26 protein-coding genes are annotated in these 23,769 nt (G+C 64.8%); 16 read left to right on the top strand and 10 right to left on the bottom strand.

From position 1 onward, the window contains the following. Nucleotides 1–11: 11 nt before the first annotated feature. The 4 genes from ACK41X_RS14780 to ACK41X_RS14765 are packed head-to-tail and all read right to left on the bottom strand — an operon-like array spanning nt 12 to nt 3,254. Nucleotides 12–533, bottom strand: a complete 522-nt coding sequence (locus ACK41X_RS14780; RefSeq protein WP_409724659.1) for a DedA family protein — start codon at nt 531–533, stop codon at nt 12–14. A gap of 4 nt (nt 534–537) precedes the next feature. Continuing rightward, nucleotides 538–1,326, bottom strand: coding sequence for an LssY C-terminal domain-containing protein (locus ACK41X_RS14775; RefSeq protein WP_409724656.1), 789 nt, complete (start codon nt 1,324–1,326; stop codon nt 538–540). Nucleotides 1,327–1,338: 12 nt separating this feature from the next. Next, nucleotides 1,339–2,097, bottom strand: coding sequence for a YoaK family protein (locus ACK41X_RS14770; RefSeq protein WP_409724654.1), 759 nt, complete (start codon nt 2,095–2,097; stop codon nt 1,339–1,341). Further along, nucleotides 2,079–3,254 (bottom strand): pyridoxal phosphate-dependent aminotransferase, encoded by a 1,176-nt coding sequence (locus ACK41X_RS14765; protein ID WP_409724651.1) that lies wholly within the window; start codon nt 3,252–3,254, stop codon nt 2,079–2,081. Before ACK41X_RS14765 ends, ACK41X_RS14770 begins: the two co-directional genes overlap by 19 nt. A gap of 163 nt (nt 3,255–3,417) precedes the next feature. On the opposite strand from ACK41X_RS14765, the gene ACK41X_RS14760 reads away from it, so the two are divergent. The 10 genes from ACK41X_RS14760 to ACK41X_RS14715 all read left to right on the top strand — a co-directional run bounded on the left by ACK41X_RS14760 (nt 3,418) and on the right by ACK41X_RS14715 (nt 13,821). Next, nucleotides 3,418–4,854 (top strand): M48 family metalloprotease, encoded by a 1,437-nt coding sequence (locus ACK41X_RS14760; RefSeq protein ID WP_409724649.1) that lies wholly within the window; start codon nt 3,418–3,420, stop codon nt 4,852–4,854. A 25-nt stretch (nt 4,855–4,879) separates the two neighbouring features. Beyond that, nucleotides 4,880–5,626: a DsbA family protein gene (locus tag ACK41X_RS14755; RefSeq protein ID WP_409724647.1), complete on the top strand. Its 747-nt coding sequence runs from the start codon at nt 4,880–4,882 to the stop codon at nt 5,624–5,626. A 135-nt stretch (nt 5,627–5,761) separates the two neighbouring features. Beyond that, nucleotides 5,762–6,214, top strand: coding sequence for a type II 3-dehydroquinate dehydratase (gene aroQ, locus ACK41X_RS14750; protein WP_409724644.1), 453 nt, complete (start codon nt 5,762–5,764; stop codon nt 6,212–6,214). Nucleotides 6,215–6,217: 3 nt separating this feature from the next. Then, the gene (gene accB / locus ACK41X_RS14745) at nt 6,218–6,730 is read left to right on the top strand and encodes an acetyl-CoA carboxylase biotin carboxyl carrier protein (protein WP_409724641.1); all 513 of its coding nucleotides are present in this window, start codon (nt 6,218–6,220) and stop codon (nt 6,728–6,730) included. Between the two features lie 26 nt (nt 6,731–6,756). Continuing rightward, complete coding sequence (gene accC, locus ACK41X_RS14740; RefSeq protein ID WP_409724638.1) at nt 6,757–8,109, top strand: acetyl-CoA carboxylase biotin carboxylase subunit; 1,353 nt, start codon at nt 6,757–6,759, stop codon at nt 8,107–8,109. Nucleotides 8,110–8,171: 62 nt separating this feature from the next. Continuing rightward, nucleotides 8,172–10,046 carry a CHASE domain-containing protein gene (locus ACK41X_RS14735; RefSeq protein ID WP_409724635.1) on the top strand — a complete coding sequence of 625 codons (1,875 nt, stop codon included), beginning with the start codon at nt 8,172–8,174 and terminating at the stop codon, nt 10,044–10,046. After that, complete coding sequence (locus ACK41X_RS14730; RefSeq protein ID WP_409724632.1) at nt 10,043–10,480, top strand: response regulator; 438 nt, start codon at nt 10,043–10,045, stop codon at nt 10,478–10,480. Before ACK41X_RS14735 ends, ACK41X_RS14730 begins: the two co-directional genes overlap by 4 nt. 9 nt (nt 10,481–10,489) lie before the next feature. Next, a complete protein-coding gene (locus ACK41X_RS14725) occupies nt 10,490–11,548 on the top strand; it encodes a sensor histidine kinase (protein ID WP_409724630.1) in 1,059 nt (352 codons plus the stop codon). Between the two features lie 162 nt (nt 11,549–11,710). After that, complete coding sequence (locus ACK41X_RS14720) at nt 11,711–13,066, top strand: NfeD family protein (RefSeq protein WP_409724627.1); 1,356 nt, start codon at nt 11,711–11,713, stop codon at nt 13,064–13,066. 2 nt (nt 13,067–13,068) lie between these two features. Then, a complete protein-coding gene (locus ACK41X_RS14715; protein ID WP_409724624.1) occupies nt 13,069–13,821 on the top strand; it encodes a slipin family protein in 753 nt (250 codons plus the stop codon). A 2-nt stretch (nt 13,822–13,823) separates the two neighbouring features. Here the strand turns inward: ACK41X_RS14715 and ACK41X_RS14710 are convergent, their stop codons facing one another. Then, nucleotides 13,824–14,255, bottom strand: a complete 432-nt coding sequence (locus tag ACK41X_RS14710; protein ID WP_409724622.1) for a response regulator — start codon at nt 14,253–14,255, stop codon at nt 13,824–13,826. Between the two features lie 176 nt (nt 14,256–14,431). Here ACK41X_RS14710 and aat point away from each other — a divergent pair, with 176 nt between their 5' ends. Continuing rightward, a complete protein-coding gene (gene aat, locus ACK41X_RS14705) occupies nt 14,432–15,124 on the top strand; it encodes a leucyl/phenylalanyl-tRNA--protein transferase (RefSeq protein WP_409724620.1) in 693 nt (230 codons plus the stop codon). A gap of 15 nt (nt 15,125–15,139) precedes the next feature. Here the strand turns inward: aat and ACK41X_RS14700 are convergent, their stop codons facing one another. After that, nucleotides 15,140–16,111 (bottom strand): DUF2155 domain-containing protein, encoded by a 972-nt coding sequence (locus ACK41X_RS14700; protein WP_409724618.1) that lies wholly within the window; start codon nt 16,109–16,111, stop codon nt 15,140–15,142. Between the two features lie 205 nt (nt 16,112–16,316). Here ACK41X_RS14700 and ACK41X_RS14695 point away from each other — a divergent pair, with 205 nt between their 5' ends. Next, nucleotides 16,317–17,306, top strand: coding sequence for a Bug family tripartite tricarboxylate transporter substrate binding protein (locus ACK41X_RS14695; protein WP_409724615.1), 990 nt, complete (start codon nt 16,317–16,319; stop codon nt 17,304–17,306). Nucleotides 17,307–17,328: 22 nt separating this feature from the next. Here ACK41X_RS14695 and ACK41X_RS14690 read toward each other — a convergent pair whose 3' ends face one another. Next, nucleotides 17,329–18,546, bottom strand: a complete 1,218-nt coding sequence (locus ACK41X_RS14690) for an MFS transporter (protein WP_409724613.1) — start codon at nt 18,544–18,546, stop codon at nt 17,329–17,331. 19 nt (nt 18,547–18,565) lie between these two features. After that, complete coding sequence (locus tag ACK41X_RS14685) at nt 18,566–18,976, bottom strand: NADH:ubiquinone oxidoreductase subunit NDUFA12 (RefSeq protein WP_409724609.1); 411 nt, start codon at nt 18,974–18,976, stop codon at nt 18,566–18,568. Nucleotides 18,977–19,135: 159 nt separating this feature from the next. Here ACK41X_RS14685 and ACK41X_RS14680 point away from each other — a divergent pair, with 159 nt between their 5' ends. The 3 genes from ACK41X_RS14680 to ACK41X_RS14670 all read left to right on the top strand — a co-directional run bounded on the left by ACK41X_RS14680 (nt 19,136) and on the right by ACK41X_RS14670 (nt 21,553). Further along, complete coding sequence (locus tag ACK41X_RS14680) at nt 19,136–20,242, top strand: mechanosensitive ion channel family protein (protein WP_409724607.1); 1,107 nt, start codon at nt 19,136–19,138, stop codon at nt 20,240–20,242. Nucleotides 20,243–20,337: 95 nt separating this feature from the next. Then, nucleotides 20,338–21,225, top strand: coding sequence for a cation diffusion facilitator family transporter (locus ACK41X_RS14675; RefSeq protein ID WP_409724605.1), 888 nt, complete (start codon nt 20,338–20,340; stop codon nt 21,223–21,225). Between the two features lie 124 nt (nt 21,226–21,349). After that, complete coding sequence (locus ACK41X_RS14670; protein WP_409724601.1) at nt 21,350–21,553, top strand: dodecin family protein; 204 nt, start codon at nt 21,350–21,352, stop codon at nt 21,551–21,553. Between the two features lie 65 nt (nt 21,554–21,618). Here the strand turns inward: ACK41X_RS14670 and ACK41X_RS14665 are convergent, their stop codons facing one another. Further along, the gene (locus ACK41X_RS14665) at nt 21,619–22,344 is read right to left on the bottom strand and encodes a hypothetical protein (protein ID WP_409724598.1); all 726 of its coding nucleotides are present in this window, start codon (nt 22,342–22,344) and stop codon (nt 21,619–21,621) included. A gap of 69 nt (nt 22,345–22,413) precedes the next feature. Then, the gene (locus ACK41X_RS14660) at nt 22,414–22,830 is read right to left on the bottom strand and encodes a MarR family winged helix-turn-helix transcriptional regulator (protein ID WP_409724595.1); all 417 of its coding nucleotides are present in this window, start codon (nt 22,828–22,830) and stop codon (nt 22,414–22,416) included. A 766-nt stretch (nt 22,831–23,596) separates the two neighbouring features. Between ACK41X_RS14660 and ACK41X_RS14655 the strand changes: the two genes are divergently transcribed. Further along, nucleotides 23,597–23,769: hypothetical protein (locus ACK41X_RS14655; protein WP_409724662.1), on the top strand; the 173-nt coding region annotated here is incomplete at its 3' end.

The following is a 23,769-nucleotide window of genomic DNA, read 5'->3' as shown; positions in this document are numbered from 1 at the left end:
CCCAGCCCGGCTCACCGGAGGTGGTGGAACAGCTCGGTGAAGAAATAGGGGCCCAGCGTATAAAGGCTGGTCCAAACGAGAGCCCCGGCCGATTGCGCCATCAGAAAGCGGTGCCACGGCATTGCCAGCGAACCGGCCAAGAGGCCGTTGATCTGGCGCATCAAGGGAATGAAGCGCGCGATGAACACGATCCACAGCCCGCCCCTGGCGAACCTGTCCTCGACCGCATCGAGCCGCTCCGCCGTCAGCCCGATGCGCGGTCCGAAACGGCGCAGCAGCGCATTGCCGCCGAGGCGGCCGATCACATAGCCGGTGGAATCGCCGAGGATCGCGCCCGCGAGCACCGCGACATAGACCGAAACGATCGAAAGCTCGCCCTTCGCCGCCAGCAGGCTCGCCGCTATCACGCCGGTCTCGCCCGGCACCGGCGAGCCCATCGATTCCAGATAGATCATGACGAAGATGGCGATTGCGCCGTAATGTTTCAGATACGGCTCGAAAATCGCCCAGCCTTCATGCAGCGTCGAAAGCATCTCATCAATTCCCGAAGGACTCACCGATCTGCTTCATCACCGCGTCCTTCCATTGCACGACCTGCGGGCTGTCGAGGATCGCGGGCGGAGTCCCGGTTTTCGCCGCGCCGGGGGTCAACCGCGCGATCCGGATTTCGCCGTCGGTCCAGTATGGATCGCCGCCGCCATTGCGTCCGTTCAGCGTCGGGCCAAGGCCGGTCACCTGATAGACCGCCTCCACCACCTGCGCGGTCTTCAGGTCGCCGATCAATCCGTCGCGTTCGGCATCGATGTCGGCAGCGATGTGATGCGTTACCTGTCCGGTATAATGACTGAGTCCGACGCTGCGGTCGAAGGTCACCGCGCCAAGCCAGACCGGCCTTTGCTCCGCGCCCTTGTCGAGCACCTGCCAGAACCGGACATGATGGCGGCGGTCGGCGCTCTTGGCGGAGGGCTTCTCGAAGGCGAGATCTTCCACACGCCCGGCATAGAATAGCGGGCTGACCGGAGCGTGTTCACAGGGCCGCTTCAACAGCACCGAGCCCACGATCTTCACACTCGATGTCAGCGTCACCGGATCGGCCGGAAACCATCCGGCCTCGTTCATCGCGCGGATGACAGCGTCGCGCTCGCCGACCAGCCCGACATTGAGGGCGTCGCCCGGAATGCCCTGCTTGGTATGGGTGACCATCGGATGCTGCGCGAGACCGGGCTGGTGCTCATGATGACGCCAGGCCATTGGCAGAAAGATGTAGGCGACCACCGCATAGACCAGGACCGCGACCGCGATCGTCAGAATGACCGATCCATCCATGCGCGTTCGCGCCTATGTCGGGTCTGCGCCGCCCCGCCGGGCAGCCCATGCGACCAGCGCGGCAACAATGACGATGGCCGGGACCGCACTCCACGCCCCCGCCATCATGTAGGAAAGCGCACCGCCCAAGGCGCCGACCAGAAATCCGGTCAGCACCGAGAACACGGTGGCGAAGCGCTTGCGCGCTTCGGCGATATGGGCGAGGAGCGCCGCATCGGCTGCGACGCGCGCCGGACGCAAACGCGCATAGATCAGCTCGGTCGCATCGATAGCAAGCTGCGTGGCGTTGCCGGTCATCACATTGGTCTGCGGCACCCCGCGCAGCAGCAGCCGCACCAATGTCGACTGCACGCCCATCGCCGCAGCCGAAAGCAGACCCGCGGCGCCGCCGAGCCAGGCATCCGGATCTGTGATCGGCCAGGCCTTCAGCAGCAGCGCAACGAAAGCCGCGAGCAGCGAGACTTCAAGCGCGAAGACCAGCGGCAGCGATGAACGCCTGCCGCCCCGCCGGACGATAATGATTGCCGCGGCAATGCCCGCGCCCAGCATGAAAGCCGGGATCGCCAGCATCTTGGCCAGCACGCCGCGATCGTCGACCACGAGTTCTGCCGCAGCGACCACGAAGCTGCCGGTGACCTGCGCCGCGAAAAATCCGAACAGCGCGAGGAAGGTGACGCTGTCGACATAGCCCGCGACGAAACTCAGCATCGGCGGCACCGCACGCGGCAGCGGCGCCGGTCCCGCGGCGACTGTCATCTCCGCCTGAGCCATTGCCCGATCCGCTCCACCGCTTCGCGCATGTCGGCCTGCGACTGCGCGTAGCAAAAGCGCAGATAATGCCGCCCGTCGCGTGGATCGAAATCGACGCCGGGCGTTGCCGCGACATGCGCCTCCTCAAGCATGCTTTTAGCAAAGGCGAACGAGTCGTCGGAGAAACGCGCAATATTGGCGTAGAGATAGAATGCGCCGTCGACCGGCAGGAATGTGTCGAGCCCCGCCTTGGGCAGGCCTTCGATCAGGATACGCCGGTTGTCCTCATAGCCATGTTTGACCGCATCCATCTCGGCGCGGCCGTCGAAGGCGGCCTCGGCTGCGATCTGCGACAAAGTCGGCACGCTGATCGCGAGATTGCCCTGCAGCCGATCGATCGGCCGGACCAGCGGTTCGGGCGCCACAATCCAGCCGATGCGCCAGCCGGTCATGCAGAAATATTTCGAGAAGGAATTGATGACGAGCGCCCGATCGGAAATTCGCAGCGCGGTTTCGGCCGGAAAAGCATAATCGAGCCCATGATAGATCTCGTCGGAGATGAAGCGGATGCCCTCGCCTTCCGTTGCGCGGATCAGATCGGCAAATGCTTCAGGCCGCATCATTGTGCCGGTGGGGTTGGCCGGGCTTGCGATCAGCAGACCGGCGAGCTTTGCTTTGCGGTGTTCGGCCAGCACAGCCTCCGGCGTCACCGCCCACCGCGTTTGCGCTGAGGTTTCGATCAGCACCGGCTCGCAGCCGAGCGCCGTCAGAATATGGCGATAGGGCGGATATCCGGGATTGGCGATCCCGACCCGATCGCCCGGCTCGAACATCGAGAGGAAAGCGAGGATGAATCCCGCCGACGAGCCGGTGGTCACGATCACCCGCGCCGGATCGAGATCGACTTTATACGCCTCGCCGTAATGCCGGGCGATCCGCGCCCGCAGCGACGCGATGCCGAGCGCCTCGGTATAGCGTAGCGGTCCGTCGAGCGCGCGCCTGGCCGCAGCGATGGCGCTCTGCGGCGCAGGCGCGGCGGGTTGGCCCACCTCCATGTGAATGACGCGATGGCCCGCGGCCTCGATCCGCGTGGCCTCGGCGATCACATCCATCACCATGAAGGCTGGAACATCGCTGCGCGCGGAGGGGGTCAAAATGTCCCGGGCCCGGTCGAGCATTGGATTATGCGCCTGTTTCGAGACTGTGACCGGGCATGCGCCCCGCTCCTGCCGCATTCACCGGATTGCGTGCCGCCTGCTTTGAACCATGACCGTGGCGTGATTTGACCGCCTCCGGCGAGGTCTTTAGGTTCGCGCAATCGGCGAAGCAATTCAGAGTGTTATGGCACAAGTCGTTCCTCCGCACACCTCCGAAAGGCCGCGATCCGCGCGGTGGGCTTCGCGCCTCGCTGCAGTCGCGGCCGCGGCCGCCATTGCCGTTCCGCCACTGCCGGCTCACGCGCAGCAGCGCGGCGGCGGCGTCCCGCTGATTCGCGATGCCGAGATCGAGCAATTGCTGAAGGATTATACGCAGCCGATTTTTCGCGCCGCCGGGCTCGCCAAGGCCAATCTGAAAATCGTGCTGATCAACGACAAGTCGTTCAACGCCTTCGTCGTCGACGGGCGGCGCATCTTCGTCAATACCGGCGCGCTTGCCGAATCGACCACGCCCAACCAGATCATCGGCGTGCTCGCGCACGAGACCGGCCATATCGCCGGCGGCCATCTCTCCAAGCTGCGCCAGGAGCTCGCCAATGTGCAGACAGCCGCGGTGATCGGGATGCTGCTCGGCGCGGCGGCGGTCGCGGCAGGCTCGGCGGTCGGCGGCGGCGCGGCGGACGGGGCGGGCCAGGCCGGCATGGCGGCGATCCATGCCACCCAGCACGCCGCACAGCGCTCGCTCTTGTCCTATCAGCGCGCCCATGAAGAGGCCGCCGACCGCGCCGCGGTGAAATTCCTCTCCGCCACCGGCCAGTCCGCCAAAGGCATGTACGAAACCTTCAAGCGGTTCGCCGACCAGTCGATGTTCACCGCGCGCTACGCCGACCCCTATGCGCAGTCCCATCCGATGGCGACCGAACGCATGGCGGCGCTCACCGAAATCGCGCGCACCAGCCCGCATTGGGACAAGAAGGATCCGCCGGAATTGCAGGCGCGCCACGACATGATGCGCGCCAAGCTGTCCGGCTTCATGGAAGCGCCGCAGACCGTGGGGCGGCGCTATCCGATGAGCGACACCTCGCTGCCGGCGCGCTATGCCCGCGCGATCGCAACCTACCGGCACGGCGACATTCGCGCGGCGATCGCCCAGATCGACGCGCTGATTGCGGTCCAGCCCAACAACCCGTATTTCCACGAACTCAAGGGACAGGCGCTTCTGGAAAACGGCCGCGCCGCGGAGGCGATTGCCCCGCTGCGCCGCGCGGTGGCGCTCGCTCCCGATCCGACGCTGATCCAGATCATGCTCGGCCAGGCGCTGGTGGCGACCAACAACCCCGCCCATGCCGAAGAGGCGATCGCCATTCTGCGCAACGGCCTCGCGCGCGAGCCGGACACCCCGCATGGCTATCAGCAACTCGCCATGGCCTATGGCCGCAAAGGCGATTACGCCCAGGCCGATCTCGCCTCGGCGCAGGCTGCCTTTGCCCGCGGCGACATCAAGACGGCGCGCGAACTTGCCGCACGCGCCAAGACGCGCCTGCCGGTCGGCTCGCCCGGCTGGGTGCGCGCCGACGACATCGTCGCCGCAAAAGTGCCGCCCCCCCCGAACCGCCGGTAACGATTTCTCACAAAGGATGCTTTCGATGACCGCCCTCACCCGCCTGTTCGCCGCCCTCGCCGCGGCCGCCTTCGTGTTCGCGGCAGCGCCCGCGCAGGCGCAGGGCTTTACCCCGCAGCAGCGCAGCGAGATCGAATCGATCATCCGAGATTATTTCCTTAAACATCCGGAATTGATCGAGGAATTGCAGGCGCTGGCGCAGAGCGAGAAGCTCAAGAAGGTGATCAGCGAGAACAGGCAGGCGCTGTTTCACTCGCCGCGCCAGGTCACGCTCGGCAATCCGAACGGCGACGTCACCATGGTCGAGTTCTTCGATTACAATTGCGGCTTCTGCAAACGCGCACTCGACGACATGGTGACGCTGATGAAAGCCGATCCCAATCTGCGCGTGGTGCTGAAAGAGATGCCGGTGCTCAGTCAGGGCAGCATGGATGCGGCACAGGTCGGCGTCGCCGTCGCCATGCAGGACAAGACCGGCAAGCGCTATTTCGACTTCCACCAGAAGCTCCTGAGCGGCCGCGGCCAGGTCGACAAGGCGCGGGCCATGGCCGTCGCCAAGGAAGTCGGCGCCGATATGGCGCGGCTCGAAAAGGACATCAGCGGTCCGGAAGTCAGGGCGGCCTTGCAGGAAAGCTTCGCACTGGCCGAAGCGCTCGGCTTTCAGGGCACCCCCTCCTATGTGATCGGCAACGAGGCGGTGGTCGGCGCGGTCGGGGTCAAGGAATTGCAGGCCAAGATCAATATGGCGCGTTGCGGCAAGCCGGCCTGCTGAGGGGTTCCGCGCCAGGATCGTCTGGCTCCCCGCCGTAACGGGCCTTTTCCTTGCGCGGCGTCCCGCCTATAAGGAGCGCCGCCTGGGCCCCGCGCCCGCGCTTATGCATCCCGATCCGGCGCAATTCTGGCCCCTATGGCAACGACGGTCTATGTCCTGAACGGTCCGAATTTGAACCTGCTCGGTACCCGCGAGCCGGAGGTTTATGGCCGCGCCACGCTCAAGGATGTGGAGGCGCTCTGCCACGAAGCCGGTGCGCGGCACGGCCTTGCGATCGACTTCCGGCAGTCGAACCACGAGGGCGTGCTGGTCGACTGGATTCAGGAGGCGCGCGCCAAAAACATGGCGGGCCTCGTCATCAATCCGGCGGCTTATACCCATACCTCGGTCGCGATCCTCGACGCGGTGCTGGCCACCGGTCTGCCGACCGTCGAGGTCCATATCAGCAATGTCCATGCCCGCGAGCCGTTTCGCCGGCATTCCTATCTCTCGCCGGCGGCCAAGGCGGTGATCTGCGGCTTCGGCATCGACGGCTACCGGCTCGCGATCGACGGGCTTGCGGCCATGCTCACATCATCGAAGGACTGACACGTGGCGTCCGATAAAGACAAGAAGGCGGGCCCCGCGGCCCGGAAACCTGCGGCCCAAAGAACTGCGGCCGAAAGAACTGCGGCCTATGACGAGGAGACCATCCGCGGGCTTGCAAAGCTGCTCGACGAGACCGGACTGACCGAGATCGAGATCGAGCGCGGCGGCGAGCGCATCAGGATCGGGCGCACCGCGCGTGCGGTTTCCGTTGCGGCGCCTGCTGCGGCTGCGGCATTGCCGGCTGCGGCAGCGGCGCCGGCTGCAACCGACCCCGCCAAGCATCCCGGCATGGTGCCCTCGCCGATGGTCGGCACCGCCTATCTTGCGCCCTCGCCCGGCGCCAGGCCTTTCGTGGAGGTCGGCCAGGCCGTGAAGGCCGGCGACACCGTGCTCATCGTGGAGGCGATGAAGACCATGAACCAGATCCCCGCCCCGCGCGGCGGCACGGTGACGCAAATTCTCGTCGAGGACGGTCAGCCGGTCGAATTCGGCGAAGCCCTGATGATCATTGAGTGAGCGAATGCGCCGCACTCGGACGATCCATGTTTGAAAAAATCCTCATCGCCAATCGCGGCGAGATTGCGCTGCGCATCCTGCGCGCCTGCAAGGAGCTCGGCATCCATACCGTCGCCGTGCATTCGACGGCCGATGCCGACGCCATGCATGTCCGTCTTGCCGACGAAAGCGTCTGCATCGGACCGCCGCCGGCGCGCGACAGCTATCTCAACATTCCATCGCTGCTTGCAGCCTGCGAGATCACCGGCGCCGACGCGGTGCATCCGGGCTATGGCTTTCTGTCGGAGAATGCGCGCTTCGCCGAAATCCTTGCCGAGCACAATATCGGCTTCATCGGTCCCAAGGCGGAACACATCCGCACCATGGGTGACAAGATCGAGGCCAAGCGCACCGCAAAAGCACTCGGCATCCCCGTCGTGCCGGGCTCGGAAGGCGGCGTGACGTCGGACGAGGAGGCGTTCCGGATCGGCCGCGAGATCGGCTATCCGCTGTTGGTCAAGGCGGCGGCCGGCGGCGGCGGCCGCGGCATGAAGGTCGCCCTGACCGAAGACGAGATGAGCATCGCGCTGCAAACCGCGCGCACCGAAGCCAAGGCCGCCTTCGGCGACGACGCCGTCTATCTTGAACGATACCTGCAGCGGCCGCGGCATATCGAAATCCAGATTCTCGGCGACGGCCGCGGCGGCGCCATCCATCTCGGCGAACGCGATTGCTCGCTGCAGCGCCGCCACCAGAAAGTGTTCGAGGAAAGCCCCTCGCCCGCGCTCAATACGGCACAGCGCGACAGGATCGGCGAGGTCTGCGCCAATGCGATGCGGCAGATGAAATATCTCGGCGCCGGCACCGTCGAATTTCTCTACGAGGATGGCGAATTCTATTTCATCGAAATGAATACCCGCATCCAGGTCGAACATCCGGTGACCGAGATGATCACCGACATCGATCTGGTGCTGGAGCAGATCCGGGTCGCCGCCGGCGGCGAATTGCCATGCCGGCAGGAAGACCTCCGCTTTCACGGTCATGCCATCGAATGCCGCGTCAATGCGGAGAACCCGTTCAACTTCCGTCCCTCGCCCGGCAAGATCCTGCATTACCATCCGCCCGGCGGGCTCGGCGTGCGCGTCGATTCCGCCGCCTATCAGGGCTACACCATCCCGCCCTATTACGACTCCATGGTCGGCAAGCTGATCGTGCACGGCAAGACCCGGCAGGAATGCCTGATGCGGCTCAAGCGTGCGCTGGATGAATTCGTGGTCGATGGCGTGGAGACGACGCTGCCGCTGTTCCGAGCACTGGTTCGCAACCCCGACATTATCGACGGCAATTATTCGATCCACTGGCTGGAACGATTTCTCGCCGACGAGCGTTTCAGTGCCTAATCGGCCGGGCTGACGCCGCGGCGGTACCCAAATACGCGAAAACAGTTCGGTCCCCATCACAAATGAGCGTTCTTGAGCCGCGGTCTTCCACCAGGCTGTTCGTCGCGCCGGTGGTCATTCTCGTGATCGGCATCGCCGGGTCGTTACTGCTCTTCGAACAATTCCGCCGCGCCAGCGAGGCGCGCGATGTGGAGCGGTTCGAACGGCTGGCGCAGGACCGTATCAGCGACATTCAGGAGCGCATCCAGACGCATGTGTCGCTGCTGCGCGGTGCGGCCGGGCTCCTGACGGTCCAGCCGGGCCTGTCCCGGAACGGCTTTGCGGCCTATGTCGGCCGGCTGCGCATGGCTGAATATTATCCCGGTGTCCAGGGCATCGGCTATGCCATCAACTTCGACGAACAGGAACGCGACAGCGTCGTGGCGCGACTCCGGCGGGATCATCGCCAGCCGATCGAATTGCGGCCGGAGGGACGGCGCGAAACCTATTCCGCAATCCTGTTCATCGAGCCGCAGAACCCGCGCAATGCGACGGCGCTGGGCTTCGACATGTACAGCGAAGAGGTGCGCCGCGCCGCGATGATGAATGCGCGTGACAATGCCACGGCGACCATGTCCGGCATTGTGCGCCTCGTTCAGGAGATTGACGCCGACGTGCAGCCGGGCTTTCTGATCTATGTCCCGGTCTTCGAGGGCGCAGCCATTCCCGAAACGCTGGACGATCGCCGCGCCCAGTTCCGCGGCTGGGCCTATAGTCCGTTCCGCACCCGGGACTTCTTCGGGCAAATGCGATGGGTCGACGGCGAGCGCAGCCCGGTCGAAGTGGCGATCTACGACGGCACCGGCGAAAGTCCGGACCGGCTGTTGTTCAAGTCGGCCAATTTCGACGCCGCGGCCTTGTCGTCGCTTGTCGAGCGCAGGACCATCGCCAATGCCAATCGAAACTGGACACTGGTCTTTGCCGCGGCGCCCGCCTTCTTTGCCGAGTCCAGTCGCGCGGTGGCCTATTATGTTCTGGCGGGCGGCTTCGCCATCACGCTGATCCTGTGTCTGGCCGCGCTGATCCAGGCTCGCGCCGCCCGCGATGCGGAAAAAGCCAGCCGGGCGATGCAGGAGCTCAACAACGAACTCGCCGCCAAGGTCGAGGAAGTGGAGCAGCGAACAGCCGATCTGAAAGACGCCAACGACGAAATCCAGCGCTTTGCCTATATCGTCAGCCACGATCTGCGATCGCCGCTGGTCAACATCATGGGATTCACCGCCGAGGTCGAGTCTATTAAAAATGACATACTCGACCAGCTTTCCGCCCTGCAAAATGACGATACCGCCGAGGCCGCAAAGACGTTAGAGTTGACCAAGGATCTCGATGAATCGCTCGGTTTTATCAAAAGCTCGATCGGCAAGATGGACCGGCTGATCAACTCGATCCTGAAGCTCTCGCGCGAGGGGCAGCGCAGCTTCAAGCCGGAATATGTGAGTATGGATCAATTGATCAAGACGATAACCGATGCGGTCGCGCATCAGGCCGCCGAGAAGGATGCCGAGATCGTCGTCGAGGCGCTGCCGCCGCTGAAAAGCGACCGGCTGGCGCTCGAGCAGATTTTCTCCAATCTCGTCGACAATGCGCTGAAATATACCGCGCCGGGCCGCCCCGCGCAGGTGCGCATCCGCGGCCGCGTCGAGCATTCGCATGTTGTTTACGAGGTTCAGGACAACGGCCGCGGCATCGCTCCGGAGGATCACCAGCGCGTCTTCGACCTGTTCCGCCGCGCCGGCGAGCAGGATCAGAAGGGCGAAGGCATCGGACTGGCCCATACCCGCGCGCTGGTGCGCCGGCTGGGCGGCTATATGTCACTGAAATCGGCGCTGGGCGAAGGCTCGACCTTCATCGTCACCCTGCCCCGCCGCATGCAAGAGGAAGAGAAGCGGGCCGCATGAGCGAACACGTTACCATCGTCATGATCGAGGACGACGAGGGCCATGCGCGCCTGATCGAACGCAACATCCGCCGCGCCGGCGTCCATAACGAGATCATCCCCTTCGCCAACGGCACCGATGCGGTGCGCTATCTGTTCGGGCCGGACGGTTCGGGGGGCGTGAGCAGCGGCCGGGCGCTGCTGATCCTGCTCGACCTCAACCTGCCGGACATGAGCGGCATCGACATTCTCAGGCGCGTCAAGGAAAACGAGCATCTCAAGCTCACGCCGGTCGTGGTGCTGACCACCACCGACGACGAGCGCGAGATCAAGCGCTGCTACGATCTCGGCGCCAATGTCTACATCACCAAGCCGGTGAATTATGACAGCTTCGCCAACGCGATCCGTCAGCTCGGACTGTTCTTCTCGGTGATCCAGGTTCCTCCCACCACCTGAAACGGGCCGATGCCGAAGAAAATCCTCTACGCCGATGACGATCCCGGGCTGCGCCGCCTGGTGCAGCGCGGCCTCGGCGCGCAGGGCATCGCGGTGGTCGCGGTCGAGGACGGCCTGGCGGCCGTCGAGCGGCTGCGCGGCGAAGAATTCGACGTGGTCGCGCTCGACCACCACATGCCGCGGCTCGACGGTCTCGGCGCGTTGCAGCGCATCCAGGAGATGCCGGACCATCCGCCGGTCATCATCGTCACCGGCGAGCAGGATTCGGCCGTCGCGGTCACTGCGCTGAAGGCCGGCGCCTTCGACTACGTGCTGAAGGACGCGTCCGGACAATTCGTGCCGCTGCTGCTCGCCGCCCTCAAGGGCGCCGCCGAAGCCATGCGCCTGCGCCGCGCCCATCAGGCCGCCGAGGACGAGCTGCGCGAGCAGCGCGACCGGTTCGAGCGGCTGGCCGCCGAGCGCGCCATGCTGCTGCGCGAGGTCAACCATCGCGTCGCCAATTCGCTGCAGCTGATCGCGGCCTTTCTGCAATTGCAGGGCGGCTCGTCCAAGAATGCGCAGGTCAAGGCCGCGCTGACCGACGCCACCCGCCGCGTCATGGCGGTGGCGCAGGTTCACAAGCGTCTCTACACCTCCGAGGACGTCCAGTCGGTCTCCGTGGACCAATATCTCGCAGCCCTGGTCGAGGATCTGGCCAAAACCGATGCGACGTCCGAACCTGCGCTCAGCCTTGCCGTCGAGCCGATCGACCTCGATCCGGACCGCGCCGTCGCCATTGGCGTGATCGTCAACGAACTGGTCCTGAACGCGATGAAATACGCCTATCCGGACGAGAAGGGTCCGATCCGGATCGGCCTCAAGAGGATCAATGGAAAGCACGCGATGCTCAGCGTCGAGGACGACGGCATCGGCTGCAACATCACGTCCATGCCGCGATCCACCGGGCTCGGGCGCTCGATTGTCGGCGCCATGGCGACCCGGCTCGGCGCCGAGGTGGTGTATGACCCGGCCCATAGCGGCACCCGCGTGGTCATCACCTTCGAGTGCGGGCCGCAATCGCCAGCCTGATCGCAAGGATCGCCCGCCGGCCCCGCGCAGTTACACCGCAAGCGCCGCTATTCGCACTGCAATATCGCGCTCCATTGCGCTCGCCATGTTGCGCTCGCCATGTTGCGCTCGCCATGGCGAGCCGTCATTCCTATATGCCGGATACGCACAGTGGATGGGCGAATGAGACGATTTGGTGTCGCGATCCTTTCGGTCCTGATCGGCGTTGCAGCCCTGGCCGGTGCGACAGGTCCGGCCAAGGCTGCGACCAAGCCGGTCGTCTATGTCGTCGAGATTGATGGCGCGGTCAGCGTCGCCGCGCAGCGTCAGCTGTCGCGCGCGATCGAGCGGGCGAAGCGCGACAACGCCGCCGCCGTGGTGATCCGGCTCGATACGCCCGGCGGCCTTGTCAGCGCCACCCGCGATGTGATCCGCGACATGATGGCCTCCCCGGTCCCGGTTCTCGTCCTGGTCGGACCGAGCGGCGCGCGGGCGGCCTCGGCCGGCACCTTCCTGGTCTATGCCTCCCATCTCGCCGCCATGACGCCAGGGACCAATCTCGGCGCGGCGACACCGGTGAGCATGGGCGGCCTTCCCGGGACGCCGCAGCCGAAGAAGGACGAAACGCCGAAGGAGCCTGGCGCCGCCGAGAAGAAGGCGATCAACGACACCGTGGCGCTGCTGCGCAGCCTTGCCCAGATGCGCGACCGCAATGCCGATTTCGCCGAAAAGGCGGTGCGCGAGGCCGCGACCATGACCGCGAGCGAGGCGCAAAAGGCCGGCGTCGTCGAATTCGTCGCGCGCGACGTCGCCGATTTCCTCAGTCAGGCCGACGGACGCAGCATCACCGCAGCCGGCGAGACCCGCACCCTCGCAACGCGCGGCGCAACCATCGAGGTGCTGCAGCCGGAATGGCGCACGCGCCTGCTCGCGACCATCGCCGATCCCAATGTGGCGTTCATCCTGCTGCTGATCGGAGTCTATGGTCTGCTGTTCGAATTCTGGAATCCGGGCACCTTCGTGTCCGGCATCGTCGGCGGCATTTCGCTGTTGCTGGCGATGATCGCGCTGTCACTGCTGCCGGTGCATTACGGCGCGCTGGCGCTGCTTCTGCTTGGCATTGCGCTGATGATCGCGGAGGTGTTCACGCCGGGCATCGGCGTCCTCGGCATCGGCGGGCTTGTCGCGTTTCTGACCGGTGCCTTCTTCCTGTTCGAGGGCGAAGGCGCCGATTTCGATATGCGTGTTTCGCTTCCGGTCATCGCCGGCGCCGGCCTCGCTTGTGCAGGCCTGAGCTTCTTCGTGATCGGCGCCGCCATCAAGGCCCGCAACCGCCCGCCGGAGACCGGCGCCGAACAATTGCTGCGCGAGCAAGGCATCGTGGTGCACTGGTCTGGCGAAAGCGGCAACATCCGTATTCACGGCGAAATCTGGGCGGCGCGCGCAGCGCAATGTCTCGCGCCGGGCACGCGCGTCCGTGTCGTCAAACGCGACGGCCTGGAACTGGTCGTCGAACCCGTAGAACGCTTGGAGGCCTAACGATGGGATATCTGCCAGCCTGGTCGGGGCTTCTGATCCCGGCTCTCGTCATCCTGTTCATTCTGATCAACGCGTTCCGCATCCTGCGCGAATACGAGCGCGGCGTCGTGTTCATGCTCGGGCGGCTCTGGAAGGTGAAGGGGCCGGGTCTCGTCCTCGTCATCCCCCTCATCCAGCAGATGGTCCGTGTCGATCTGCGAACCCGCGTCCTCGATGTCGAGCCGCAGGACGTGATCTCGCGCGACAACGTCTCGGTGCGGGTCAATGCCGTGATCTATTTCCGGGTCATGGATCCGGAAAAGGCGATCATCCAGGTCGAGCATTTCAACGAGGCGACCAGCCAGCTCGCGCAAACCACGCTCCGCTCGGTGCTCGGCCAGCACGATCTCGACGAGATGCTTGCCGAACGCGGCAAGCTCAACGACGACATCCAGCGCATTCTCGATCAGCAGACCGATGCCTGGGGAATCAAGGTCTCCAATGTCGAGCTCAAGCATATCGACATCAACGAAAGCATGATCCGCGCCATCGCGCGGCAGGCCGAGGCCGAGCGCATCCGCCGCGCCAAGATCATCGATGCAGAAGGTGAATTCCAGGCGGCGCAGACGCTCGCCAATGCCGGCGAAATCCTGGCAACGCGGCCGGAGGCGATGCAGCTGCGCTACCTCACCGCACTGCAGACCATCGCCGGCGACCGGGCCTCGACCATCGTTCTGCCGATCCCGATGAACCTGTTCGAGAAGCTGAAGAGCTGACGCTACAGTGCTAAAACTGCTTCTGGTTTCGGCTCGCGCTCGTCCGACTTGGCAACACGCTCGGCCAGCAGCGTCTCGACCGCCTCGCAGGCCCGCGCCGGGCTGTAGGGCTTGCGCAGCGTCCCCGCATTGCCGAGCGATTGCAATTGTTCGAGCCGCCACCACCGGCCGGACGCAAACAGCAGCGGCAGTTCCGGATCGATCGCCCGCGCGCGTTCGGCAAGGCCGACACCGTCGAGTTCACCGGGCAGGTTGATGTCGGTAAAGAGCAGATCGACGCGCGCGCCGTTCGACAAATACGCAATCGCATCCTGCGCGTTCGATACCGCATGGACCAGATGGCCGCTTTCCGTCAGCGCCTCGCCGATGATTTCGGCGATCAGCGGCTCGTCCTCAACCAGAAGAACGCAGGTCTTGCTGATCTCGGCCGGCATTTCGGCCGACGCCGGTTTGGATTTCCGCTCGGCGGACTTCCGTTTTGAAGCTTTCTGCGACATGCTTTCCCCCTCTACGCGATACGCCCGGGTCGGCAAAGCTTGGCTGGGGCTTTTGTTCGTAAAGTGTCGAAAATTTAACCGGCTGAGGGATAACGAGGCGTTAAGTTACGGCGATGGCCACCAAGGATTCGGGACGCGAAACCGGCTTCGTCGAGATCACCCCCGAGGTGCTCCTGAAGGCCTATGCCTGCGGCATTTTCCCAATGGCGGAGAATGCCGACGACCCGTCCCTGTATTGGTTCGAGCCCGACATGCGGGGCCTGATACCGCTCGACGGGTTCCATGTGCCGAAACGGCTGGCGCGAACGGTACGGTCCGACCGTTTTGAGGTTTACATCGACCGCGACTTCGAGGCGGTGATCGACGGCTGCGCCGAGCCCGCCATCGGCCGCTCGCGCACCTGGATCAACGGGCGAATCCGCAGCCTCTATTGCAAGCTGCATGAGATCGGGCATTGCCACTCGGTCGAGACCTGGCTGGACGGCAAGCTGGTCGGCGGGCTGTATGGGGTGCGGCTCGGACGGGCATTTTTCGGCGAAAGCATGTTCCACCGCGAGACCGATGCGTCGAAAGTGGCGCTTGTGCATCTGGTGGCGCGGCTGCGCGCAGGCGGCTTTGCGCTGCTCGACACCCAGTTCGTGACATCGCACCTGACGCGCTTCGGCGCGGTCGAGGTCAGCAAGCGGCATTACAACCGGCTGCTGGAACGCGCGCTGAAGGGCGAAGCCGATTTCTTTGCGCTCGATCCAGACCCGCTGCCGGGCTCGGCCGCGCTTGCGGCGCTGGGATCGCCACCATCCGACTGAGCACAACCCTCTCCGTCAGCGGATCGGCGTCGGGAACGGGTTAGCGCCGCCGGCTTGCGGCTGCGGGCGCGGGCGCGACGGCTGTTGCTGTGCTTGCGGACGCGGCGGTTGCTGCGCCTGTTGCGGACGCGGAGCCGGCTGCTGTTGCGCCGGCTGGGTCTGTTGCGGACGCTGGGCCGGCTGCGCGCCGTCGTCGGACTCCGCCTCGATGATCACCTGCGGCGGTCCTTGCAGGCCAAGCTGCGGCGGCGCCGGCGCATCGGCAACGGCGACCGTCGGCTGCTTACAATCGGTCAGCCAGACGTCGTAAATCGGATGTTCGACCGCGTTCAATCCGGGGCTCGACGCAAACATCCAGCCCGAAAAAATCCGGCGGACCTCGCCCTGCAATGTCACCTCGCTGACCTCGACAAAGGCATCGGTCGCGGCGGTCTCGGTTGGCGGCCGCGTATAGCAAACCCGCGGCACCACCTGGAGCGCGCCAAACTGCACGGTCTCGTTGAGTTCGACATCGAACGAGATGATGCGGCCGGTAATCTTGTCGAGTCCGGAAAACACCGCGGTCTTGTTCGGGATTTTCTGCGAGGGCGGCGCGGAGATAACCTCGTCGCCGGGCTGCGGCGCCGTGACCGCCGGCTGCGGCGTGCCGCGCGGCGCCCGCGCATTTGACGGCGGATTCTGCGGCTGCGCGGCGTCCTGCGGCCGTGTCGCGCCCGGGGGCGGCGGCAGCGGCTCCGACTGGATTTGCTGCGGCGGACGCCGTGCACTCGGCGGCGGGCCGGGCGGCAGGCGGTCCGGGAATTGCTGTTGCGGGAACGGCTGTTGCCGCGCGCCCCCCGGCACATCCCCCGGCGGACGTGGCGGCGACTCGCCGAAGATCGATCCGAACTGGGCGCAGGCCTCGTCCGCCGGCAGGCAAAGCACGGCGATGCACGCCGCCGCAGCGACGAGCCGGGCAGCACGCCGTCGTATCGAAACGACCGTCATCGACAATCCAGATTCAGCACTCTCGCTCCGCCGGCGATGATGCAATATCCCCGGTTAACATGCCGAATGCGGCGGCGGAAGGGCGATCCGCGGCAATTGGCCCGCAATCCGGGTTTGGCGAACCGCTTGCCGGGCACGCCGCGGCCCTGCATGCTGCGAATCCTCAGAGCGCCGGGAAGGCGCCAGATCAAGGGAGGATTGTCTCATGCCGTTCGTCACCGGCCGCAGGGCGCTGCTTGCGCTCGCCGCCTGCGCTCTTTTGCAACCCGCAACCGCGACCGCACAAAATTATCCGACACGGCCCATCACCATCGTGGTGCCGCTTGCCGCGGGGACCGGCATGGACTCGCTGGTGCGGCTTTATGCCGACCGGCTGCAATCCTCTCTCGGCCAGCCCGTGGTGGTGGAAAACCGTCCCGGCGCGGCGCTGATGCTGGCCGCTGCGGCGGTCGCAAACGCTCCCGCCGACGGCTACACGCTCGTGGTCTCGACCAGCGCGCCAATGGCGATCAACCCGTCGCTTTACAAGAAGCTCAATTTCAATCCGGAAAAGGACTTCGTGCCGATTTCGCTTTACGTGAAGTCGCCCTTCATCCTGGTCGTGGATCCGAAGCTTCCGGTCAATTCGGTTCCCGACCTGATCAAATACGCCAAGGAGAGCAAGAATCCGCTGACCTATTCCTCGCCCGGCGCCGGCACCGCGCTGCATCTGTCGTCCGAATACATGAAAAACCGTTACGGGCTGGCGATGACGCATGTCCCCTATAAATCGTCGCCGCAGGCGGTCGCCGACATCGCCGCCGGTCATGTCAACATGGCGTTTGCCGAAGCCGGCGCCTCGCTGCCGCTGATCAAGGACGGCAAGCTGCGGGCGCTCGCCGTGTCGTCGCAGGCCCGCCTGCCGTCGCTGCCCGACGTGCCGACCTTCGCCGAAGCGGCCAACGCGCCGGATTTCGAGGCGGTGTCGTGGCACGTCCTGCTCGCGCCCGCGGCCACGCCCAAACCGATCGTCGAGCGGCTTCACGCCGAGATGAAGAAGATCATGGGCGATCCGGAGATGAAGAAGCTCGCCAGCAATATCGGCCTGATCCCGATCGACACGCCATCCATCGACGGCATCGAGCAGTATTTCAAGAGCGAGCGCGGGAAATGGGGCACGCTGGTGCGCCAGCTCGGACTTGAAGGGTCGATGTAATCTGAAAAATCCGGATGCGGCGCTACCCCGCCGCATCCGGCGTCTGCGCTTTCATCGGAACCAGCGCGATCCCGATCATCGCAAGTGCGGTGAAACCCGCGCCCGCAACAAACGTCGCCTGCGGCCCGAACGCATCCCACAGCGCACCGGCGATCACGCTGGCGGCCAGCAGCGTCAGCCCGCTGGCGAAGGCGAAAATGCCGAAGGCGGTGCCGCGCAGATCGGCGGGCGTGGCGTCGGCGATCAGCGCGGCGAGCAGGCCCTGCGTCAGTCCCATATGCAGGCCCCACAGCGCAGTTCCTGCAAGGGCGGCTGCGACATTCGTCGACAATGCCAGCACGATGTCCGCCGCCAGCAGCGCCGCAACGCCCGCAAGCAGCATGCCGCGCCGTCCGAACCGGTCCGACCAGACGCCCGCCGGATAGGCGGTGACGGCATAGACGACATTCATCACCACCAGAATGACCGGGACCAGCGCGATCGCCAGGCCGAGCTGTTGCGCACGCAGGATCAAAAACGCTTCGCTGAAGCGCGAAAGCGTGAGCACGCTGCCGATCGCCACCACGACCCAGAACATTGCGGGGAGCCGTTTTGCAGTGGCGAGGCTGACCGTCGGCCTTTCGCTCCCGGCGGTTTCCGGGCGCGGCGGCTCCCTCACGGCAAACACAATGAGAAAGAATGCGATAAAGGCCGGGATCACCGCGATCCAGAACACCGCGATGAAGTTGCTCGCGGTCAGCGCCATCAGCGCGATCGCAAGCAATGGCCCGACAAAAGCGCCGACCGTGTCGAGCGATTGCCGCAGCCCGAAGGCCGCGCCGCGAATGGCCGGCGGGGTCAGATCCGCGACCAGCGCGTCGCGCGGCGCACCGCGCACGCCCTTGCCGATACGGTCGATGAAACGCGCGGCGACGATCCAGCCGAGGCCGGTGGCGAGTGGAAAGATCGGCTTGGCAAAGGCCGCCATGCCATAGCCGATCGCCGCCAGCAGCTTGCGTTTTCCCAGCCAGTCGCTGAGCGCACCGGAAAAAATCCGCACGATCATCGCGGTGGCTTCGGCAATCCCCTCGATGAAGCCGACCGCGACCATCGAAGCGCCAAGGCCGACCACCAGATAGACCGGCAGCAGGGCATGGATCATCTCCGAGGAAACGTCCATGAACAGGCTGACGAAGCCGAGCGCCCAGACCCCCCGCGGAATGCCTTTCAGACTTGAGGAGGCTACCGGCTCGCGCGGCACGTCGCCCTCCCCGGTTTTCCTACCGGCCGGGCGTCCAGGCCTTATAGTCGCCGGTGGCCTTGGGACGGCGGCCCTGCGCCAGCGTCGAGCCCGGCGGCCGGTAGGCGCCCGGCGTGCCGGTGAGATTGGGCCGGTGCGGCTTCTGCCAGGGGCGCGGCTTGTATTTCTCATCGGTCGGCGGCGTATCCACAATGTGGTGGATCCAGCCATGCCAGGCCGGCGGAATGGTCGTGGGCTCGGTATAGCCGTTATAGATCACCCAGCGCCGCTCGAAGCCGAGCGTCGGATCGATCTTGCCGCCCCTGGTCCGGTAATAGCGGTTGCCGAACTCGTCCTCGCCGACGAGCTCGCCGTAGAGCGCGGTCCAGATCTGCGTATTCAGGGTCTGGCCGTTCCACCAGGTGAAGACCTTGAGCAGGAAACTCTTCATGTTGCGCTGCGTTGTTCCGGTGTCGCGGGCTTCATGCCATTGCCGCTGGCTGAAGTCCAGAGAGCCATTTTTGCACGTAAATCGCGCCTCTCGATGATATCGGACGACGTTTGGTGGACATTCTGGACATCGGTTGATTCCACGTTCCGGGCGATCCCTGTGCCGCTGATCGCGGCTGCGCTGATGGCGCTTTCGGCCACGGCGGCGATCGTGGTGTTTTCGGTGATCGCACGGCTGACACGACGGCTCTTCGCAGTCCGCCACCCGATCCTGTTCTCGTTCCTGCGCCGGACCAGGGGTGTGCTGCGCTTCGCGATGATCCTGTTCGCGCTCTCGGTCACCACCCGCTTCGTGCCGCTCGACGAGACCGCGGCGGTGACGCTCAGCCGGACCTTCCAGGTCGGCTTCATCGTGATGGTCGGATGGCTGGCGCTGGTCGCCGCGCGCATGGCCGCCGACATCTATCTGATGCGCTTCCGTATCGATGTGGAGGACAACCTGCTGGCGCGCAAGCATGTGACGCAGGTCCATATCCTCAAGCGCGCGGTGCAGACCCTGATCGTCATCATCACCACCGCATCGGCGCTGATGACCTTCGAGGTCGTGCGCCAGTTCGGCGTGTCGCTGTTCGCATCCGCCGGACTTGCCGGAATCGTCGTCGGTTTTGCGGCGCGGCCGGTGCTGTCGAACCTGATAGCGGGCGTGCAGATCGCCATGACCCAGCCGATCCGGATCGACGATGCCGTGGTGGTCGAAAACGAATGGGGCCGGATCGAGGAGATCACCGCGACCTATGTCGTGGTCAAGCTGTGGGACTGGCGGCGGCTGATCGTTCCCCTCTCCCACTTCATGGAACAGCCGTTTCAGAACTGGACCCGCGAAAACGCCTCGCTGATCGGCACCGTGCTGACCTATACCGACTACACGGTGCCGGTCGACGCGGTGCGCGAAGCGGCCTACCGGATCGCGCGTGCCTCCAAGCGCTGGGACCGCAATGTGGTGAATGTGCAGGTCACCGATGCGAGGCCCGATGTGCTGGAGTTGCGCATCCTCGTCAGCGGGCGCAATTCCGGCGAGGTGTTCGACCTGCGCTGCGAGGTCCGCGAAAAGATCATCGACTTTCTGCAGCGCGAGTATCCGCACGCGCTGCCGCGACGGCGGCAGGACCAATTCCATGGCAATCCGCTGCACATCGCGCCGCATCGGGCGCTCGCTCATGCGCCGCAAGAGCGATCCGGCGAACGGGCGCCGGCGCAGCCGTCCTGATTTGCATCTGCAACCGATTTGCATTTGAAATCAGAATGCTTGCCTGTGCGGATCGCGGCGAGTAGATCGCGGGCTCACACCTTGCGCGGTCCTCGATGAAACGGGTCCAGCTTCTCGCCGCCGGCAGCATCGCGGTCGGACTCGTCGTCCTCGCGCTGAAATATCTTGCCTATCACTTGACCGGCAGTGTCGCGCTCCTGTCGGATGCGATTGAGAGCATCGTCAATATCGCGACCGCGATCGTGGCGCTGCTCGCGATCCGTTTCGCCGCTCAGCCTGCCGATACGAACCACCCTTACGGCCACCACAAGGCGGAATATCTTTCCGCTGTGGCCGAGGGCGCGCTGATCGTCGTCGCCGCACTTGTCATTTTCCGCGAAGCCTGGTCGGCGCTGTATGCGCCGCGGATTGTCGACGCACCCTGGATCGGTCTTGCGGTGAACGGCGCGGCCACCGCGATCAATGCGGTGTGGTGCTGGGTGCTGATCACGCAGGGGCGCAGGCGCAAGTCGCCCGCCCTGGTCGCCGACGGGCGTCACCTGTTTACGGACGTGGTGTCTTCGGTGGGCGTGCTGGCCGGCGTCGCAATCGCCGCCATCACCGGCTACCGCATTCTCGATCCGATCCTCGCCGCCCTGGTCGGGCTCAATGTGCTGTGGGCCGGCTGGCGCGTCATGAAGGAATCGGTCGGCGGCCTGCTCGACGAGGCCGTGCCGGACGAGGAACTCGCCCGCATCCGCACCGTCATCGCCGCCAATGCCGACGGCGCGATCGAGGCGCACGATCTGCGCACCCGCCATGCCGGACGCATGACCTTCGTCGATTTCCATCTGGTGGTGAAGGGTTCGATGAGCGTCACCGAGGCGCACGACATCTGCGACCGGCTGGAGCGCGCGCTGAAAGCCGAGATCGAGGATGCGCTGATCTCGATCCATGTCGAGCCCGACGACAAGGCCAAGCATTCCGGCATCGTAGTGTTATAGCGGCGACATTGCGCTGCGCGGATCACGCGTCCCTTTCAGGACACCCGCTCACTTGACCGCCCTGCCCGGTCGCCTAGGCTTGCCGGCGGAACCGGTCCGGTTCTGCACAGTCAGGGAGGATCGCATGGCGGTCGCTCGCGTCACTGAACTGATTTCCGCATCCAAGAAGAGCTTCGAAGACGCCGTGCAGGTCGGCGTGACCCGCGCGGTCAAGACGCTGAAGAATGTCGAAGGCGTCTGGGTCGAAGGCCAGAAATGCGTGATCAAGAAGGGCAAGATCGACGAATACCGCGTCAATCTGAAGGTGACCTTCATTCTCCAGGATTGATGATTTTTTGGTCTCGATAAGGGCGCCCGCCCACTGCCAGCGGGCGGGCGCCAGCGCTGCAATCATCAGACCCTCTGAAAGGCCCTCGGGTCTGAGCGGACGGCTTTTCCGGTGCGGTATAGTTGAACCCCGATGATTCCATGGAGGATCAAGAAGTACGGTACGAGGACGGTCGGAACGAACGACCACGGCAAGACCTGCATGGCTGCGGAGCCTGGCGCCGCATCGAAAATCTGGAGAGGCGAGCCAACCGCCGACGTCACGCCAAGGCTAACGGCGAGCAACAGGTCCGCAGCACCAAAGACATTCCAGCCGACGGCAATTGCCCTGCCCGATACCGGCCGCCATGCAAGCAAGAGCGCAACCGGGATCGCCGACAGCCCGGTCGCGATATCGCCCCACCCGGCATAGCCGGGGAACGGGCCGCTCAGCCGTCCCTGTTCCGCAAGCAGCAAGAAAAAGATTCCGAGAATCCGCGGGGTATGCAGGCCGATCAAGAGACCGGCCGGCATCGCAAGCGCTGCGTCTCTAAGTGAAGGTGACAGCCATGCTGCGATCATGGCCCCAACTAGCGGCGCTGCAAAGAACAATCCGATCACTGGCACCGGTTCGGCCAGTTGCAGCCACCCCATGCCGGCGGCGCCGGCGGCAAGGCCGATCCACAAGCCGACCGCCGACACCAGCCACAGCTTTTGCACTCTGGGCAACGCAATCGCGCCAATCGCAGCGTTGATCACAATTACCATAATCGCGGTGATGGCGACCGTTCCGGCAAAGTCGAGCATGGTCATTGCAGCTTCTCCCTGCTTTAAGTGTATCTACACGTTTTCGGCAAAGAATTTGGCTTCGGACCCTTGTTACTATTGTTCGGCCTGATAACGGCGGTTGCGCGCGAGGCTGCGCAGGCGATCGGCAGCCTGAGCGCCGATAGCGGCAATCAGGTCGGCCTGGGCAGTTTGCCAGAGCGGAAAAGCACCGATCAGTACGCGCCTGCCCTTCGCGGTCAATGTAACGACGCGGGACCGCGCATCGTCATCGTCATCGCGGATGACAATCAGACCGTCGCGCTCAACCGGCCCTAGATTGCGAGTGAGCGTCGTACGTTCGACGCCCAATGCGTTGGCAAGTTCGCTGATTGCTTGCGGCCCTTTCAAATGCAGAATTGCAAGCATCGAGAATTGGGTGATGCGCAGTCCTTGCGCCCGCAACGCGCGGTCGAAACGGCGGGTGATCGCCCGCGAGGCCTGCCGCGCGGCCAAGCACAGGCAATCGGCCACGGGCCGCAGATCAGGATCGATGTCGGGCCGATTCATGCTTATAGGTGTAACTACACTCAATAGACCCGTCAAGGCTCAGGGTTCGCAGCGTCTTGGAGTGGGTGCACGGGGGTTGCCAGCGGACGCGGAGTTTCGTCTCGCGGCGCTGCTAGGACGTTGGCAGGAAAGAGAGAATCGCTGCGCATCCGGTTTGTTGAGAGGACCGCGAGCGGTGCCTTGGCACCATTGCGCGGCCCTCCCTTGCGCGTCCTCCCGTGTGACGCTTGACAGCGAATCGTCGGATTCAAGCCTATTTCAGCGCTTGCGACACGGCCATGACCCGGGCGCTTCGCCGCAGGTGGATTTTGGCTTGGCGAATCCCCCATGCGCTTCCAAACTGTCTTCACCGGCCCGTGAGTAATCCCCACAATTCCCAGTAAGAGCCACAAGCTTTAGGGTTTGGTAGGGACTGAGCCACTAGAACTTGACGGGCCGATCGGCAGTCCATAGGTTGAGTCTCCGGTTCGGCGCGGGTGTGTCTTTCGTCTCCGCCGGCCTCTCCGACAGCGATGCGAGGCAGACACCCGCCAGACCAGAACCCTTGGCGGGGCGGGGTTTCGCGTCGCCGAAGTCGGAGAAACGGGGCCGGACCAACCGGCCAAGGCGTTAGAGTAGCGTTGGCGTCGAAACAGAAACCAGAGCCGAACGGCGGCAGGGCGGGACAGGCCCGCCGCCACGGGCCAGACCGGCGCCAAGCCGCCGGCAATGAAAGAACGGGGCGAAGAGAATGCGGATCGAACGGCGCTTCACCAAGGACGGCCAGTCTCCCTACGCGGAGATCGGCTTCCGCCTGACCACGAGCGAGATCAAGAACCCGGACGGGTCGGTCGTGTTCCGGCTGGAGAATGTGGAAGTGCCGGAATTCTGGTCGCAGGTCGCCTCCGACGTTCTGGCGCAGAA

This window comes from Pseudorhodoplanes sp., assembly GCF_046289595.1.
GTDB lineage: Bacteria > Pseudomonadota > Alphaproteobacteria > Rhizobiales > Xanthobacteraceae > Pseudorhodoplanes.
Note: the sequence above shows the minus strand (reverse complement) of the source record. Positions and strands in the feature narration are given on the sequence as shown.